Source organism: Keratinibaculum paraultunense, assembly GCF_016767175.1.
GTDB lineage: Bacteria > Bacillota > Clostridia > Tissierellales > Tepidimicrobiaceae > Keratinibaculum > Keratinibaculum paraultunense.
This window is the reverse complement of record NZ_CP068564.1, coordinates 1496229-1509946: the sequence shown is the minus strand read 5'-3', so window position 1 is coordinate 1509946 and position 13718 is coordinate 1496229. Positions and strand designations below refer to the sequence as shown.

At 38.0% G+C, this 13718-nt stretch carries 18 protein-coding genes; 17 read left to right on the top strand and 1 reads right to left on the bottom strand.

Going from position 1 to position 13718, the window contains the following annotated elements:
- Window positions 1-17 precede the first annotated feature (17 nt).
- The 15 genes from JL105_RS07450 (at window position 18) to JL105_RS07380 (ending at window position 10612) form a co-directional block, all read left to right on the top strand.
- Window positions 18-1586 (top strand): recombinase family protein, encoded by a 1569-nt coding sequence (locus JL105_RS07450; RefSeq protein WP_132029525.1) that lies wholly within the window; start codon window positions 18-20, stop codon window positions 1584-1586.
- On the top strand, window positions 1586-2041 hold the full coding sequence (locus tag JL105_RS07445) for a recombinase family protein (RefSeq protein ID WP_202690461.1): 456 nt from the start codon (window positions 1586-1588) through the stop codon (window positions 2039-2041). Before JL105_RS07450 ends, JL105_RS07445 begins: the two co-directional genes overlap by 1 nt.
- Window positions 2004-3572 carry a recombinase family protein gene (locus JL105_RS07440; protein WP_132029529.1) on the top strand — a complete coding sequence of 523 codons (1569 nt, stop codon included), beginning with the start codon at window positions 2004-2006 and terminating at the stop codon, window positions 3570-3572. Before JL105_RS07445 ends, JL105_RS07440 begins: the two co-directional genes overlap by 38 nt.
- Window positions 3573-3743: 171 nt before the next feature.
- The gene (locus JL105_RS11685; RefSeq protein ID WP_420485345.1) at window positions 3744-3995 is read left to right on the top strand and encodes a DUF5320 domain-containing protein; all 252 of its coding nucleotides are present in this window, start codon (window positions 3744-3746) and stop codon (window positions 3993-3995) included.
- 17 nt (window positions 3996-4012) lie between these two features.
- Entirely contained in the window at window positions 4013-4330 is a 318-nt protein-coding gene (locus tag JL105_RS07430; protein ID WP_132029533.1) for a DUF5320 domain-containing protein, read from the top strand.
- A gap of 132 nt (window positions 4331-4462) precedes the next feature.
- Complete coding sequence (locus tag JL105_RS07425) at window positions 4463-4837, top strand: DUF134 domain-containing protein (protein WP_065820957.1); 375 nt, start codon at window positions 4463-4465, stop codon at window positions 4835-4837.
- 2 nt (window positions 4838-4839) lie between these two features.
- A complete protein-coding gene (locus JL105_RS07420; protein WP_132029535.1) occupies window positions 4840-5238 on the top strand; it encodes an iron-sulfur cluster assembly scaffold protein in 399 nt (132 codons plus the stop codon).
- Complete coding sequence (locus JL105_RS07415) at window positions 5213-5581, top strand: NifB/NifX family molybdenum-iron cluster-binding protein (RefSeq protein WP_118475165.1); 369 nt, start codon at window positions 5213-5215, stop codon at window positions 5579-5581. The genes JL105_RS07420 and JL105_RS07415 overlap by 26 nt, the downstream gene beginning before the upstream one ends.
- Window position 5582: 1 nt before the next feature.
- Entirely contained in the window at window positions 5583-6443 is an 861-nt protein-coding gene (locus JL105_RS07410; protein ID WP_132029537.1) for a nucleotide-binding protein, read from the top strand.
- On the top strand, window positions 6421-7305 hold the full coding sequence (locus tag JL105_RS07405; protein WP_132029539.1) for an ATP-binding protein: 885 nt from the start codon (window positions 6421-6423) through the stop codon (window positions 7303-7305). Before JL105_RS07410 ends, JL105_RS07405 begins: the two co-directional genes overlap by 23 nt.
- A complete protein-coding gene (locus JL105_RS07400; RefSeq protein WP_132029541.1) occupies window positions 7302-8123 on the top strand; it encodes an MBL fold metallo-hydrolase in 822 nt (273 codons plus the stop codon). Before JL105_RS07405 ends, JL105_RS07400 begins: the two co-directional genes overlap by 4 nt.
- Window positions 8124-8160: 37 nt before the next feature.
- The gene (locus JL105_RS07395; protein WP_202690460.1) at window positions 8161-8886 is read left to right on the top strand and encodes a ZIP family metal transporter; all 726 of its coding nucleotides are present in this window, start codon (window positions 8161-8163) and stop codon (window positions 8884-8886) included.
- 55 nt (window positions 8887-8941) lie between these two features.
- Entirely contained in the window at window positions 8942-9790 is an 849-nt protein-coding gene (locus tag JL105_RS07390) for an Mrp/NBP35 family ATP-binding protein (protein ID WP_118475155.1), read from the top strand.
- Window positions 9787-10260, top strand: a complete 474-nt coding sequence (locus JL105_RS07385) for a C-GCAxxG-C-C family protein (protein WP_132029545.1) — start codon at window positions 9787-9789, stop codon at window positions 10258-10260. The genes JL105_RS07390 and JL105_RS07385 overlap by 4 nt, the downstream gene beginning before the upstream one ends.
- On the top strand, window positions 10253-10612 hold the full coding sequence (locus JL105_RS07380) for a NifB/NifX family molybdenum-iron cluster-binding protein (RefSeq protein WP_118475431.1): 360 nt from the start codon (window positions 10253-10255) through the stop codon (window positions 10610-10612). Before JL105_RS07385 ends, JL105_RS07380 begins: the two co-directional genes overlap by 8 nt.
- Window positions 10613-10708: 96 nt before the next feature.
- Here JL105_RS07380 and lgt read toward each other — a convergent pair whose 3' ends face one another.
- A complete protein-coding gene (lgt, locus tag JL105_RS07375; protein WP_132029547.1) occupies window positions 10709-11515 on the bottom strand; it encodes a prolipoprotein diacylglyceryl transferase in 807 nt (268 codons plus the stop codon).
- 464 nt (window positions 11516-11979) lie between these two features.
- On the opposite strand from lgt, the gene JL105_RS07370 reads away from it, so the two are divergent.
- Together JL105_RS07370 and JL105_RS07365 are read left to right on the top strand one after the other, a co-directional pair.
- A complete protein-coding gene (locus tag JL105_RS07370; protein ID WP_202690459.1) occupies window positions 11980-12537 on the top strand; it encodes an RNA polymerase sigma factor in 558 nt (185 codons plus the stop codon).
- Window positions 12521-13651: a DUF4367 domain-containing protein gene (locus JL105_RS07365; RefSeq protein WP_202690458.1), complete on the top strand. Its 1131-nt coding sequence runs from the start codon at window positions 12521-12523 to the stop codon at window positions 13649-13651. Before JL105_RS07370 ends, JL105_RS07365 begins: the two co-directional genes overlap by 17 nt.
- Window positions 13652-13718 lie beyond the last annotated feature (67 nt).

Genomic DNA, 13718 nt, shown 5'->3' with positions numbered 1-13718 from the left:
AAAAGGAGGTGAAAACAGTGAGAAAGGTAACGAGGATTGATGGAAACAATGCTCTCCAAGCTTTCAAGCCAAAGGTGAGGGTAGCGGCTTATTGCAGGGTTTCAACAGACAGTGATGAACAAATGGCAAGCCTGGAAGCACAAAAAGACCATTATGAATCCTATATAAAAGCAAATCCTGATTGGGAGTTTGCAGGGATCTACTATGATGAAGGCATATCAGGCACAAAAAAGGAGAACCGAACTGGACTTTTAAGGCTGCTTGCAGATTGTGAAAACAAGAAAATTGACTTTATTATAACCAAGTCAGTCAGCAGATTTGCCAGAAACACAACCGACTGTATTGAGATGGTGAGAAAACTTACCGATCTCGGTGTTTTCATCTATTTCGAGAAAGAGAATATAAATACGCAGCGCATGGATGGCGAATTAGTGCTGACAATTTTGAGCAGTCTTGCAGAAAACGAATCCTTATCCATTGCTGAAAATAGTAAGTGGTCTATCAGACGTAGGTTCCAAAACGGAACATACAAAATTTCGTATCCTCCCTATGGTTACGATTATGTGGATGGGAAGCTATTTATCAATAAAGAACAGGCTGAAATCGTAAAGCGGATTTTTTCCGAGGCTTTGGCTGGTAAAGGCACACAGAAAATTGCAGATGGGTTAAATTTGGATAAAATCCCAACAAAGAGAGGTTCGCATTGGACAGCGACCACTATCCGCGGTATTCTTAGCAATGAAAAATATACCGGGGATGTCCTTCTGCAAAAGACCTATACAGATGAGAATTTTAAGCGGCATTATAATCGTGGTGAAAAAGATCAATACATGATAAAGGATCATCATGAAGCCATTATATCCCATGAGGAATTTGAAGCCGCCCAAGAGATATTAAAGCAAAGAGGAAAAGAAAAAGGTGTAATTAAGGGAAGCAGCAAGTATCAAAAACGCTACCCTTTCTCTGGGAAAATCAAATGCGCAGAATGTGACAGCAGTTTTAAGCGTCGAATTCATGGCAGTGGTAATCATAAATACATTGCCTGGTGCTGCACAAAGCATATAAAAGACGCTTCGGCTTGTTCCATGAAGTTTGTCAGAGAGGATGGGATCCATCAGGCCTTTGTTGTAATGATCAATAAGCTTATTTTCGGTCATAAATTCATTCTAAGACCATTGCTACAAAGTTTAAAGGAAACAAATTACTCAGAAAATATAGCGAAGATTCAAGAGCTGGAAATAAAAATCAAAGAAAATACAGAACGGGTTCAGGTAATCATGGGACTTATGGCTAAGGGATACCTGGAACCCGCTCTTTTTAATACACAGAAAAATGAGCTGCTTAAAGAAGCGGCCTTATTAAAGGAACAAAAAGAAGCCATAAAACATACAATCGATGGGAGTCAGACTATCCTCTTTGAGGTTGAAAAGCTTCTTAAATTTGCAACAAAAGCTGAAAAGCAGATTGATGCATTTGATAGTGAAATATTTGAGGATTTTACCCGCGAAATCATTGTGTTTTCACAAGAAGAAATAGGTTTCAAAATGAAATGCGGGTTGAACTTAAGGGAAAGGCTGGTGAAATAATGAGCCATATACTTTTTGGATATACCATTCAAAACGGTAGGGCTGTAATTAATGAAGAGGAAGCAGTTAAGATTGAGAAACTATTTGAGGCTTACCTTTCCGGGCTTTCTTTAACCGAAGCGGCGCAAAAAGCGGGTATTAAGCGTTACCATACATCTGTTGCAAGAATGCTGGCAGATAAACGGTATGTTGAGTACAAATTCTATCCGCCAATTATCAGCAAGGACACATTCGAAAAAGCACAACTGGAAAGACACAGGCGAGCAGAGGAGCTTGGTAGGATTTATGAACATAAAGGAAATGAAAAGAAAATCTTAAATTTTAGGTTTCATGCTTCAATGCCAGATAATCTATACGATGATCCATTTCAGCAGGCAGAGTATGCTTATAGTCTTATTAAGAGCGAGGTGATTTTAGATGACAACCAGGAATGTTACGGTAATTCCTGCCCGTAAGCGAATTGGGAATAGTGCAAAGGCCGAGGAATTGCCTAAGCTTCGGGTAGCAGCTTACTGTCGTGTTTCTACGGACAGCGAGGAGCAGGCAACCAGTTATGAAGCGCAAATTGAGCACTACACAAACTACATCAAAAGCAATCCCGAATGGGAGTTAGCTGGTATATTTGCAGATGAAGGTATTACCGGAACCAACACGAAAAAGCGTGAAGAGTTTAATCGGATGATAGAAGAATGCATGCAAGGCAAAATCGATATGATAATTACGAAATCTATCAGCCGGTTTGCAAGAAATACGCTGGACTGCCTAAAGTACATAAGGCAGCTTAAAGAAAAAAATATTCCGGTTTACTTTGAAAAGGAAAATATAAACACATTGGATTCCAAAGGGGAAATCCTGCTGACCATTATGGCTTCTTTGGCGCAGCAAGAAAGCCAATCGTTAAGCCAGAATGTAAAACTGGGTATTCAGTACCGATATCAGCAAGGAAAAATCCATATTAATCACAACCGGTTTCTTGGCTATACAAAGGATAAGGATGGCAATTTAGTTATCGTACCTGAAGAAGCAGAGATCGTTAAACGCATTTACAGAGAATACCTTGAAGGTTCCAGTATGCTACAGATAGCAAGAGGTCTGGAAGCTGACGGAATTCTGACAGGTGCAGGCAATCACAGATGGCATACCAGCACCATCAATAAGATTTTGAGGAATGAAAAATATATCGGTGATGCGCTGTTGCAGAAAACCTATACAGTAGATTTTTTATCGAAGAAAAGGGTGGCCAATAACGGCATAGTTCCTCAATACTATGTAGAAAACAGCCATGAGCCCATAATCCCGCGTGAAATTTATATGCAGGTTCAGGAACAGCTTGTCAAAAGAAGATGTGTGCATATAAGTAAGAACGGAAAGAAGAGAAACTACAGCAATAATCATCCCTTATCCCAAATGGTGTTCTGCGGCAAGTGTCATGAAGTATTCCGCAGGGTTCATTGGAATAACCGAGGGAAAAAATCCATCGTTTGGAGATGCGTCAGCAGATTGGAAAACACCGGTTTGTTTTGTACCGCTTCCACTATACTTGAAGATACTCTCAAAGAGAAGATTGTAGAAGCTATCAATATAGCCGTCAGCGGGAAAAACTCTTTTCTGACCATACTGAAGAAGAATATTGAAACCGTATTAAGCGAGGATTTGGATGAGAGTACGGCAGATATTGATAAAAGGCTGGAAGAACTCCAAACCGATTTGATCCAATTGGCAAATTCAAAGGAAGCATATGATAATATTGTCAATGAGATTTACCGCTTACGGGACTTAAGGCAAGAAACACTTTCGAGAAACGCTCTCCGTCAAGATAAGAGGGATCGGATTGCTGAGATGACGGACTTTCTTAATATGCAAACCGGTGATATTACGGAATTTGATGATAAACTGGTTAGAAAACTAATTGAAAAGGCAACTGTATATAATGACAGGCTAGTGGTAGAGTTTAAGTCAGGGTTAGAAATAGAAGTGAATCTATAGGATTTCAATATGATTGCCGCCAATCGAGAAAAATTCTTGATTGGCGTATTTTTTTAAAATAGTTATTGACATATGTCAGAATCGGGGTATAATATAAGATGTAAATGACATATGTCATTTACGCTGAGTAACAGTTGAAAGGATAATCAATTCATTAAATGGATTGTAAAAATGAGGAGGACTATTATGCCCAGAGGTGACAGAACTGGTCCTTTGGGAATGGGACCATTAACTGGACGGAGGTTAGGTTTTTGTGCTGGTTCCAAAGTGCCCGGTTATTTGAACGCAAGTTACAGACGAGAATTTTGGTTTGGACGACGAGGTTACAGGCGTGCATTCTGGCTTGCTGGAATGATCCCCTGGTGTTTTTATCTAGCTTATCACTTATTTAATCGTAGCAAAATTAAAAGTAAGAGATTATAAGAAAAGGAGGTGACATTATGCCAAGAGGAGACGGAACCGGGCCTATGGGAATGGGCCCTATGACAGGGCGAGGTGCAGGCTTTTGCGCAGGTTTTGCTGTTCCGGGTTATGCAAATCCAATCGGTTACGGATTTGGATTCGGACGGGGACGAGGCTTTAGGCGAATGTTTTATGCGACCGGTTTGCCAAGGTGGGCACGCTTTGGTGCTCAAAATGCAAATGGGGCGTACTTTGCATCGGATGCAGATGAAAAAGAATTTCTGAAAAGGCAGGCTAAATTTCTTGAAAATCAGCTTGATGATGTAAAAAAGCGCCTCGATGAGTTAGAAGATTAGTCCTGTCGTAATGCGAAAGGCAGGCGATAGCCTGCCTTGTTCGCGTTTTATCTAAAGGGATGGGGTGCATGACCATAAATATAATGGAATATAAAAGTGATTGTTTCTATCAGAATCGAGGTGACTAAAAATATGCCGAGACCAATGAAATGGAGAAAAGTATGCTGTTTGCCTGAAAACAGTAAGTTTGGTCCCCTTGACTTAAAGGTGGATGATGAGAATATTGTCAGAATGACAGTTGATGAGTATGAAGCCATAAGGCTTATTGATTTGGAAGGCTTTACGCAAGAGGAATGCGCCAAGCAGATGGATGTTGCACGCACTACTGTTCAAGGCATTTACGCTGAAGCCAGAAAAAAGATTGCCGAGTCTCTGGTTAATGGTAAGGTACTATTGATAGAAGGTGGCGAATACAGGCTATGTGAAGGATTCGGAAATGGGTGCGGACGAGGTTGTCGCAGGCATCGACATGGTTGGCGCTTTGCAGGTAGTGATAGAGGTGACTGATAATGTATTCTGACAAAGTGATAGAACATTTTATGTGCCCTCAAAATGCTTATAGTATGCCGGATGCCGATGCAGAAGGGAGTTTCGGTGATCCTACATGCGGAGATTATCTTACGATTTATATTAAAGTAAAAGACAATCGTATAAGTGAAATAAGCTTTCTTGTGTTTGGTTGCACTGCGGCAATTGCAACATCCAGTATGACGACGGTATTAGCTAAGGGTAAAGCCCTGGATGAAGCATTGGAAATTTCAGAAGAAGATGTCATACATGCCTTAGATGGACTTCCTGAGAACAAGGTTCATTGCTCTAATTTAGGCGTTAGCGCATTACGAAATGCGATCAATAATTATATTAATAGAATGGAGGATTCTCATGAAAATAGCAATTCCGGTAGATGAAAAAAGTTTGGAGTCGAATGTATGTGTATCCTTTGGGCGTGCTCCCTATTTTCTAATTTATGATACTGAAACTAAAGAGAGTATATTTCTTGATAATGGTGCAGCAGCAAGTACAGGCGGAGCAGGAATTAAGGCAGCACAAACAATAGTGGATAATAAAGTGAACGCTTTACTTACTCCCCGATGTGGCGAAAATGCAGCTAATGTGCTCAAATCCGCTGATATTAAAATATATAAAACAGCGGGTATTTCCGCTAAAAAAAATATTGATGACTTCATCAGTGGAAAGCTATCCTTACTCGATGAAATTCATCCTGGTTTTCATGGCCATGGAGGGAACTAAAATGAGGATAGCTGTGCTAAGTGGCAAGGGCGGCACAGGAAAAACACTGGTGTCGGTTAATTTAGCTGCGGCTGCAAAAATATCAACGTATATTGACTGTGATGTTGAAGAACCAAATGGTCACCTTTTTTTTAAGCCCGAAAACATTCAGGAAGAAGAAGTACATGTACGAATTCCAAAGGTGGATGGCAAGCTATGCAATGGATGTCGAAAGTGTGTTGACTTTTGCAAGTTTAATGCCCTTGCCTATATAAAAGATAAACTGATTATATTTGAAGATATATGTCACTCTTGTGGAGGTTGTATCTTGCTTTGCCCTGAGAAAGCGTTAACAGAGAAAGAAAAGGTTATTGGCAAGATCCAAAAAGGAGCTTCGGACCAGGTAACAGTATATACAGGAATATTGAACACCGGTGAACCTTCGGGTATACCAATTATAAAAAAGTTGCTTAATGAGAACAAACCTGAAAGGAACAAGACGATATTTATCGACTGCCCTCCCGGAAGTGCCTGTATAGTCATGGAAAGCATTAAGGATGCAGACTACTGTATATTAGTAGCTGAGCCTACATTGTTCGGCGTTCATAACCTTAACATGGTATATGAACTGGTGAAGTTATTTAACAAGCCGTTCGGAGTTGTTCTTAACAAGTGCCTTGATGGTGAAAATCCATCAGAGCAATTCTGCATAGAAAAGAACATAAAAATTATAGGTCGAATTCCATTTGACAGTGCACTCGGTATGCTAAATTCAAATGCAGAAATCGCTGTAAGGAAAAGTGAAAGATACCGGACGATTTTTTCTTTTTTGCTGGAGACTGTGAAAAAGGAGGTGCATCATGAAACAACTTCTAATTCTTAGCGGTAAAGGCGGTACTGGTAAAACTACAATAGCCAGTGCTTTTATCAAGCTTTCAAAGGCTAAGGCTTATGCAGACTGTGATGTAGATGCACCTAACCTGCATCTTATAACAAAGCAAAACTCCCTGCCAAAGAAAACAGACTATTATGGTTTGCCGAAAGCCGAGATAGATATCGAGCTGTGCATAGAGTGCGGACAATGCATGCAAAACTGCCGATTTGAAGCTATATCAGCAGACGGGAAATACAAGGTAGATCCTTTTGCCTGTGAAGGTTGCGGGGTTTGCGAGCTTGTTTGCCCTGTTGAAGCTGTGACTTTAAAACCTGCTGTAGCTGGTGAACTGCTGTTATATACAGATGGAGAAAAAGTATTATCTACAGCGCAGCTAAAAATGGGCAGCGGAACCTCCGGAATGTTGGTTACCGAGGTAAAGAAGCAAATGAAGTCAGCAGCCGCTGATGTGGAGTTTGCCATTATTGACGGATCTCCCGGTATAGGCTGCCCGGTTATAGCGTCTTTGAGCGGTGTTGATATGGTGTTAATTGTGGCCGAGCCATCCATATCCGGAATTAGTGACATGGAGCGGATTATAAATACAGCTGCGAAATTTGGCGTAAAGACGGCGGTATGTATCAATAAGTTTGACACAAATATGCAAAACACAGAAAAGATAGAAAACTTCTGTAAAGGTCAGGGAATTAGCCTTTTGGGTAGAATACCCTTTGATTTGGACGCGGTAAAAGCAATTAATAATGGGCAGACAATTGTTGATATAGACTGTGCCTCAGGTGCAGCAGTGAAAGCAATTTATAGCAAGACAATGGAACTGCTGTTTGAAGAAGGTGGTGGGCTGAGGTCATGATTATCAAAACACTAGTTGAGAATACAGCGCTATCCAAAAACTTCGGCAGCGAACACGGACTTAGCCTTTATATAGAAGCAAATAGTCACAAAATTCTTTTTGATGTTGGCGCTAGTGAGTTATTTCTTGAAAATGCAAAGAAGCTGAATGTAGATATCTCTGAGGTTGATTATCTGATTATTTCGCATGGGCATTATGATCATGGTGGCGGGCTAAGAGCTTTTTTGCGTGAAAACACGAAAGCCGAGGTATTCCTACACCGACTAGCATTTGAAAAATACTATGCTTTGCGTTCAAATGATGAACCGGAGTATATTGGCTTGGATGAAGAATTGAAGCAAAACAAGCGAATTGTATTTACATCAGACCGTTTCTTTGTCAGCAAGGGGGTTCAAGTGTTCTCAAATATTACCAGGAAGGAACCTCTACCAAAGTCAAATGACAGTTTGCTTATGAAACATGACGGCAAAATAGTACAGGATACTTTTGCGCATGAACAAAACCTCATTATAGAGGAGGCAGGAAAGACGCTTTTGGTAACAGGCTGCGCCCATAATGGTATTGTAAATATTCTTGAATACTTCCATGACTTAAAAAGACGTATGCCTAACTATGTGATAGGTGGATTTCATCTTTCCAACCGTTCTGGCGGAAACGAGGTCCATGAAATGATAGATAGAATTGGTAAATACCTGGTGGATACAAAAGCAAAGTTTTACACATGTCATTGCACTGGTCTGGAGCCTTATAAAAGGCTGAAAACTATTATGGGTGATAGCATCGATTATCTGTCAGCAGGCAGTGAAATACACATATGAATTATTTGATAGTGCAAATCAAGGGAGATGAATGCCTGTGAAAGATATTAATACATTTATTTTTATTTCTGCTTTTGCAATGGGAGCAATGATAGTAAACAGTTTGGGAATCTGGACTCTTTATAAAAATCGCGAATGGGCAGAAAAAATTAAAGACTATTGTATGTGTTTTGCTGCGGGAATACTTATCTCTTCCCCGCTGATAATGACTTTACCTCAAGCTATACAAAAAACCTCCTACGCAGGATTTACTGCGCTCGCAGGATTTTTATTTATGTATTTCAGCAATAAGATCATCAAATACAAAACAAAGCAAAAAGAACTGGCCTTTGGCATAACTGCAATTGAAGGTATCTTAATTCATTCACTTATAGATGGCGTTGTATACACAGTTACTTTTAGTATCAGCACAGTAGTTGGAATTCTTACTGGAGTTGGGTTGGTTGTTCATGAGTTCGCCGAAGGCGTTATAACTTTTTCAATGTTACTTAAAGGTGGATATAGCACAAGGAAAGCTGGGATTTATGCTTTTCTTGCAGCAGCATTAACAACTCCTATCGGTGCCTTTATAGCATATCCAATTGTTCAACATCTTAGTAACAATGTTTTAGGACATATGCTTGGATTTGTTGCTGGTGTTTTAATATACGTTTCGGCATCGCATTTATTGCCTGAAGCAAGGGAACATGAGAAAAAGCACTCTACACTAGCATTTATATTGGGAATTGTTTTCGCACTGCTTATTATGTTTACCGAACACTAAAGTTATTACAGCATAACAACCATGCATGAAAAATATACAGGAAGGAGCTAATATTATGAGCGAAAATTGCAACCAAAGCTGCAGCAGTTGCTCGGAGGACTGCGCAGAAAGAAAAGAGAAGAAAAATGATTTCTCCGTGAAACCACATGAAATGAGCAGCATTAAAAAGGTTATTGGTGTTGTCAGCGGTAAAGGAGGGGTTGGAAAGTCACTGGTAACTTCCATGCTAGCTGTTACCATGAATAGAATGGGGTATCATACCGCTGTTCTGGACGCTGATGTAACCGGGCCTTCTATTCCTAAGGCATTTGGTATCAAGGAAAAAGCCACAGGAAGTGAATTTGGCTTATTCCCAGTTAAAAGTAAGACAGGTATTGATATAATGTCTGTTAATTTGCTTTTAGAGAATGATACCGATCCAGTTGTGTGGAGAGGACCCCTGATCGGAAATATGGTAAAGCAGTTCTGGTCAGATGTTATCTGGAGCGATGTGGATTTTATGTTCATCGATATGCCACCGGGCACCGGCGATGTTCCCCTTACTGTATTTCAATCCATTGCTGTTGATGGGATCATTGTTGTAACCTCGCCTCAGGAGCTTGTATCCATGATTGTATCAAAAGCAGTCAGGATGGCTGAAATGATGAATATTCCTATCGTTGGTTTAGTAGAAAATATGTCCTATTTTAAATGTCCGGATTGCGGTAAGGAACACAAAATTTTCGGCGACAGCCATATTGACGAAATTGCCGAAAAGCATAATTTAAAAGTGCTTGCTAAGCTTCCGGTCAACCCCAAAATTTCTGCCGCCTGTGATAAGGGTATGATAGAACTTTTTGACGGCGATTGGCTTGATCCGGTGGCAAAAGTATTGGAGGAAATCATTGAGGAAGATAATAAATGAGTGCACATTCAGATTTGGCAAGAAAATTGTTTAAAAAAGGCTACAATTGCTCTCAATCTGTTTTTGCTGCTTTTTGTGATGAAACGGGGCTGGACACGGAAACAGCATTAAAAATTGCATCTTCTTTCGGAGGAGGTATGGGTAGGTTGCGAGAAGTATGTGGTGCTGTGACAGGAATGTTTATGGTGGTCGGCATGAAATATGGTTACACAGATCCATCCAGCAAAAATGCGAAAGCAGAACATTATGAGCTAGTTCAAGATTTGGCAAAACAATTTGAAAATGAAAACGGATCAATCATATGCAGGAAACTGTTAGGTATTTCAATTAAGCATGATAAACCTATACCCGAGACCAGAAATGATAATTATTATAAAAAGCGGTCTTGCGCAGAACTTGTTGAGCAAGCTGCAAGGATACTTGATGAATATATTCAGAGTAAAAGAATGGAGGAGGTCAACTATGATTAAAATTGCTGTAGCAAGTGATAACGGAATGGTGACTGAGCACTTTGGACATTGCGAAGGGTTTATAATTTTTGACACCGAAAACAACAAAATTGTTAAAAGTGAAACCATCGCTAACCCCGGGCATAAACCTGGATTCTTGCCTAATTTTCTTGCCGATCGTGGAGTAAACGTCATCATCAGTGGTGGTATGGGAGGAGGTGCAGTTGACATTTTTAATGAAAGGAACATTGAGGTTATTGTTGGGGCAAGAGGTGATGCCAAAGCAGCAGTAGAAGCATACCTGCAGGGTTCTCTTAAATCTACTGGTTCTGTTTGCCATGAACATGAGCACCACGATGAATGTGGAGAATGAAACAGGACTTTGAATTATAATTTCCTATACTTTGATTATTACACTGTGCAAATAAAAAGACACCGCTTCAGTACAAATACTGACAGCGGTATCTTTTTATTTAATCATATATTTACCCGTATAATCAGTGGTTTTTTTGAAGAGTTTATTGTGGAATACGATTATAATAATTCCGAAAATGATCAGAACCAATGACAGTGCTTGCGATATTCTAAGTCCCGGGACCAGATAAAGACTATCTGAACGCAATCCTTCAATCCAAAAACGACCTAGCCCATATCCGATAAAGTAAGTTGCCAAAAGCTGACCGTTAAACTTTGTCTTTTTGCGGAAATAAACCAGTACAGCAAATACACACAAATTCCACATGCTTTCATAAAAAAATGTAGCTTGATGCCATTCTTCCAACCGTTCTATGAATACAGCATAGGGGAAGAATTGAAGATTTGGGTTTGCAACGAGATTGCCGAAGACCTCCTGGTTCACAAAATTACCCCATCGACCAATTGCCTGTCCTAGAATTAAGCTTGGTACAACCATATCAACAAGTCGGAAAAATGGGAATTGACTGCGTTTTGAAAAAATAATCGCAGCTATGATTCCACCAATAACTCCTCCATATATAGCAAGACCACCTTCCCAAATAGCAATCATCTTTGTAAAGTTGCCGCTATACTGTTCCCATTCAAATACAACGTAATAAATTCGCGCGCAGATGATTGCGATGGGGAGCGCTAAAAAGAGAAAATCAAAGATTATTTCACTTTTAAGGTTCTGTCTTTTAGCTTCACGACAGGCAATCAAAACACCAAGTAAAACCCCGAATCCAATAATAACGCCATACCATGCAATATTTAAACCATTAATGCCAAATAGGTTTTTTATTAAATATCTATCTATCATAAAATCCGCCTTTCTAATATCAGCGTATAGAGGTAACTTTAATAATAGTATCACGATGAGGTATTTACGTAAACCATTTAAACATGTATATTAGGAAGAAAGGCTTGTTGATATGTTCCTGCGAACGACGATTTTTCAAAAAAGACCGAAAAACCCATTGACATGTCCCCGTAGACGTAAGGTTCAAAAAATCAGTCCAAGACATCAATCCAAGCCGCTCAAGCCATGTGGAGAGTATAATTGTGGTTCGAAGGAGAAATAATAGGGTTTGACCACAACATGTAGTGGTTTGAGGACAAAAAAAGGGTCAAAAATAGGGTAAAATATAGATGACATAGGGTAATTAGAGAGATGATACCCTAAAATCTAAAATAATTCAATATTTGTTAGCAAATAAAATTGTTATTATTTGGTAAATTAATGTTATAATTGAGTTACTACTTAATGCTCATGGGGTGAAAATTTTGATAATTATACTATTTGGTGTGATAACAGATGACGAAGTAGATTTTATTAATAGGATTTTTTCAAAAATGAATGTAAAAATGTATAATATTTCTTTTAATATGTTAAAGAATAAATTTGATGCAGAAGAAGCTGTATCACAAACATTTTTAAAGATTATTGACAATATAGAAAAAATATCTGCTTTGCCATGTCCCCAAATAGAATCCTACTGCGTTATAATATTAAAGAATGAAACAATGAATATCATAAGAAAACGTAAGAAAATCATATATGTAGAGGATGTAGACTATTTTGATAACAACGAAGGAGATTATTATATTGAAGAAGAATATTTAGAAAAAGTAAATAAAGAACAATTACTTTCCTGTATTAATAGACTCTCAGATGATGAAAAAATTTTTATTCATCTACGCTTTGTCAATGAAATGAGAATTAAAGATATTTCAGAGCTTTTAGGAATTACTGAAGAAGCTGCAAAAAAACGTGGTCAACGCATTTTAAAAAAACTACGTCTATATTATGAAGAAGGTGATATAAGTGTCCGAAATAGCTAACAATATTATGAAAGAGGTATGTCAATTATCTTTTCAGAATGAATTAGAAACAATCACTAAATTAAATATGAATAGTATTAAGTATCAAACATTAAGTGAAGAGCAGGTTGATCAATTAGCTATAAAAATAGGTTTATTACCATTGGAGTATCGTAATATTCTTTTCTTTCGATATTGTTTTAATAATCCTCCTTCTAAAATAGAAAAGATACTTGAGATAGAAAATGTTATAGGTAAATTACGTTATATACAAAAAATGCTATCTGCTTTTATGGGACTTAAAAATTCATGGATTGATGATAACTCTATGAAAAAAGCTTGTGAAATAGCTCTTATAGAAGAGACAAAAGACTATGATAATACCCTAGCATTACACAAACCTAACTATTCTAAGAGCTTCAGACGGAAACTAAAAGATATTAAGATTTCACAAAAGACTAATAGTATATTCATGAAAATGGTTAAAAGAGTAGCTGCATTTATAATAGTATGTTTTTTAAGTTTTTCTACTGTTTTAGTAGTTAATGCGGAAGTACATGAAAGGTTTTTTGATTGGGTAGTTGTAACATTCCCTAAGTTTAGCATCTTCATACCACAAAATATAAATAAAGATAATATCGATCTAAAGTCATTAAAAATCAATTATGTTCCTATGGATTTTAAATTAGTTAATATCAATGAAGGGCATAATATGCTTATTTATAATTATGCCACAGAGAATAACAAAAAACTTGATATAAGTTTTCTGGCATCGTCCAGAAAAGGTAAATCATATTATGATACAGGAAATACAGAAATAGAAGAGTTTATTTTTAAACAATCTAATGCTTATATGTGGAAAACTAATGAAATAACTTATTTAATATGGCATCAAGATGGTATTGAATGCCATAAAGTATTTCAAAATAATTTAAAAAGATATGTCCCCTTTTTCCTCCTTGTGCGTTATATAGGTAAGAACCTAATAACAATGAGGAGGATTTTTTATGAAACTTACAATGTGTTTTTATCTAAAAGCTATAGAGGAGCTTCAGATGTTAAATATCGAACTGGAGTTGTAGTGAATGTGGATGGGGAAAAAGCGGAGGCTACTTCTGGAAACAGTGAGGTTTAAATATAAACTTTAACCGTAATGGAAAATTTGTGCACCATTGATTTATCAAAAAAATAAAATAAATAGG

Excerpts from the sequence above, each read along its gene's own strand:
- JL105_RS07445 (WP_202690461.1), top strand. The coding sequence starts at position 1,586 with ATGAGCCATATACTTTTTGGATATACCATTCAAAACGGTAGGGCTGTA.
- JL105_RS07440 (WP_132029529.1), top strand. The coding sequence starts at position 2,004 with ATGACAACCAGGAATGTTACGGTAATTCCTGCCCGTAAGCGAATTGGG.
- JL105_RS11685 (WP_420485345.1), top strand. The coding sequence starts at position 3,744 with ATGAGGAGGACTATTATGCCCAGAGGTGACAGAACTGGTCCTTTGGGA.
- JL105_RS07430 (WP_132029533.1), top strand. The coding sequence starts at position 4,013 with ATGCCAAGAGGAGACGGAACCGGGCCTATGGGAATGGGCCCTATGACA.
- JL105_RS07425 (WP_065820957.1), top strand. The coding sequence starts at position 4,463 with ATGCCGAGACCAATGAAATGGAGAAAAGTATGCTGTTTGCCTGAAAAC.
- JL105_RS07420 (WP_132029535.1), top strand. The coding sequence starts at position 4,840 with ATGTATTCTGACAAAGTGATAGAACATTTTATGTGCCCTCAAAATGCT.
- JL105_RS07415 (WP_118475165.1), top strand. The coding sequence starts at position 5,213 with ATGAAAATAGCAATTCCGGTAGATGAAAAAAGTTTGGAGTCGAATGTA.
- JL105_RS07410 (WP_132029537.1), top strand. The coding sequence starts at position 5,583 with ATGAGGATAGCTGTGCTAAGTGGCAAGGGCGGCACAGGAAAAACACTG.
- JL105_RS07405 (WP_132029539.1), top strand. The coding sequence starts at position 6,421 with ATGAAACAACTTCTAATTCTTAGCGGTAAAGGCGGTACTGGTAAAACT.
- JL105_RS07400 (WP_132029541.1), top strand. The coding sequence starts at position 7,302 with ATGATTATCAAAACACTAGTTGAGAATACAGCGCTATCCAAAAACTTC.
- JL105_RS07390 (WP_118475155.1), top strand. The coding sequence starts at position 8,942 with ATGAGCGAAAATTGCAACCAAAGCTGCAGCAGTTGCTCGGAGGACTGC.
- JL105_RS07385 (WP_132029545.1), top strand. The coding sequence starts at position 9,787 with ATGAGTGCACATTCAGATTTGGCAAGAAAATTGTTTAAAAAAGGCTAC.
- JL105_RS07380 (WP_118475431.1), top strand. The coding sequence starts at position 10,253 with ATGATTAAAATTGCTGTAGCAAGTGATAACGGAATGGTGACTGAGCAC.
- lgt (WP_132029547.1), bottom strand. The coding sequence starts at position 11,515 with ATGATAGATAGATATTTAATAAAAAACCTATTTGGCATTAATGGTTTA.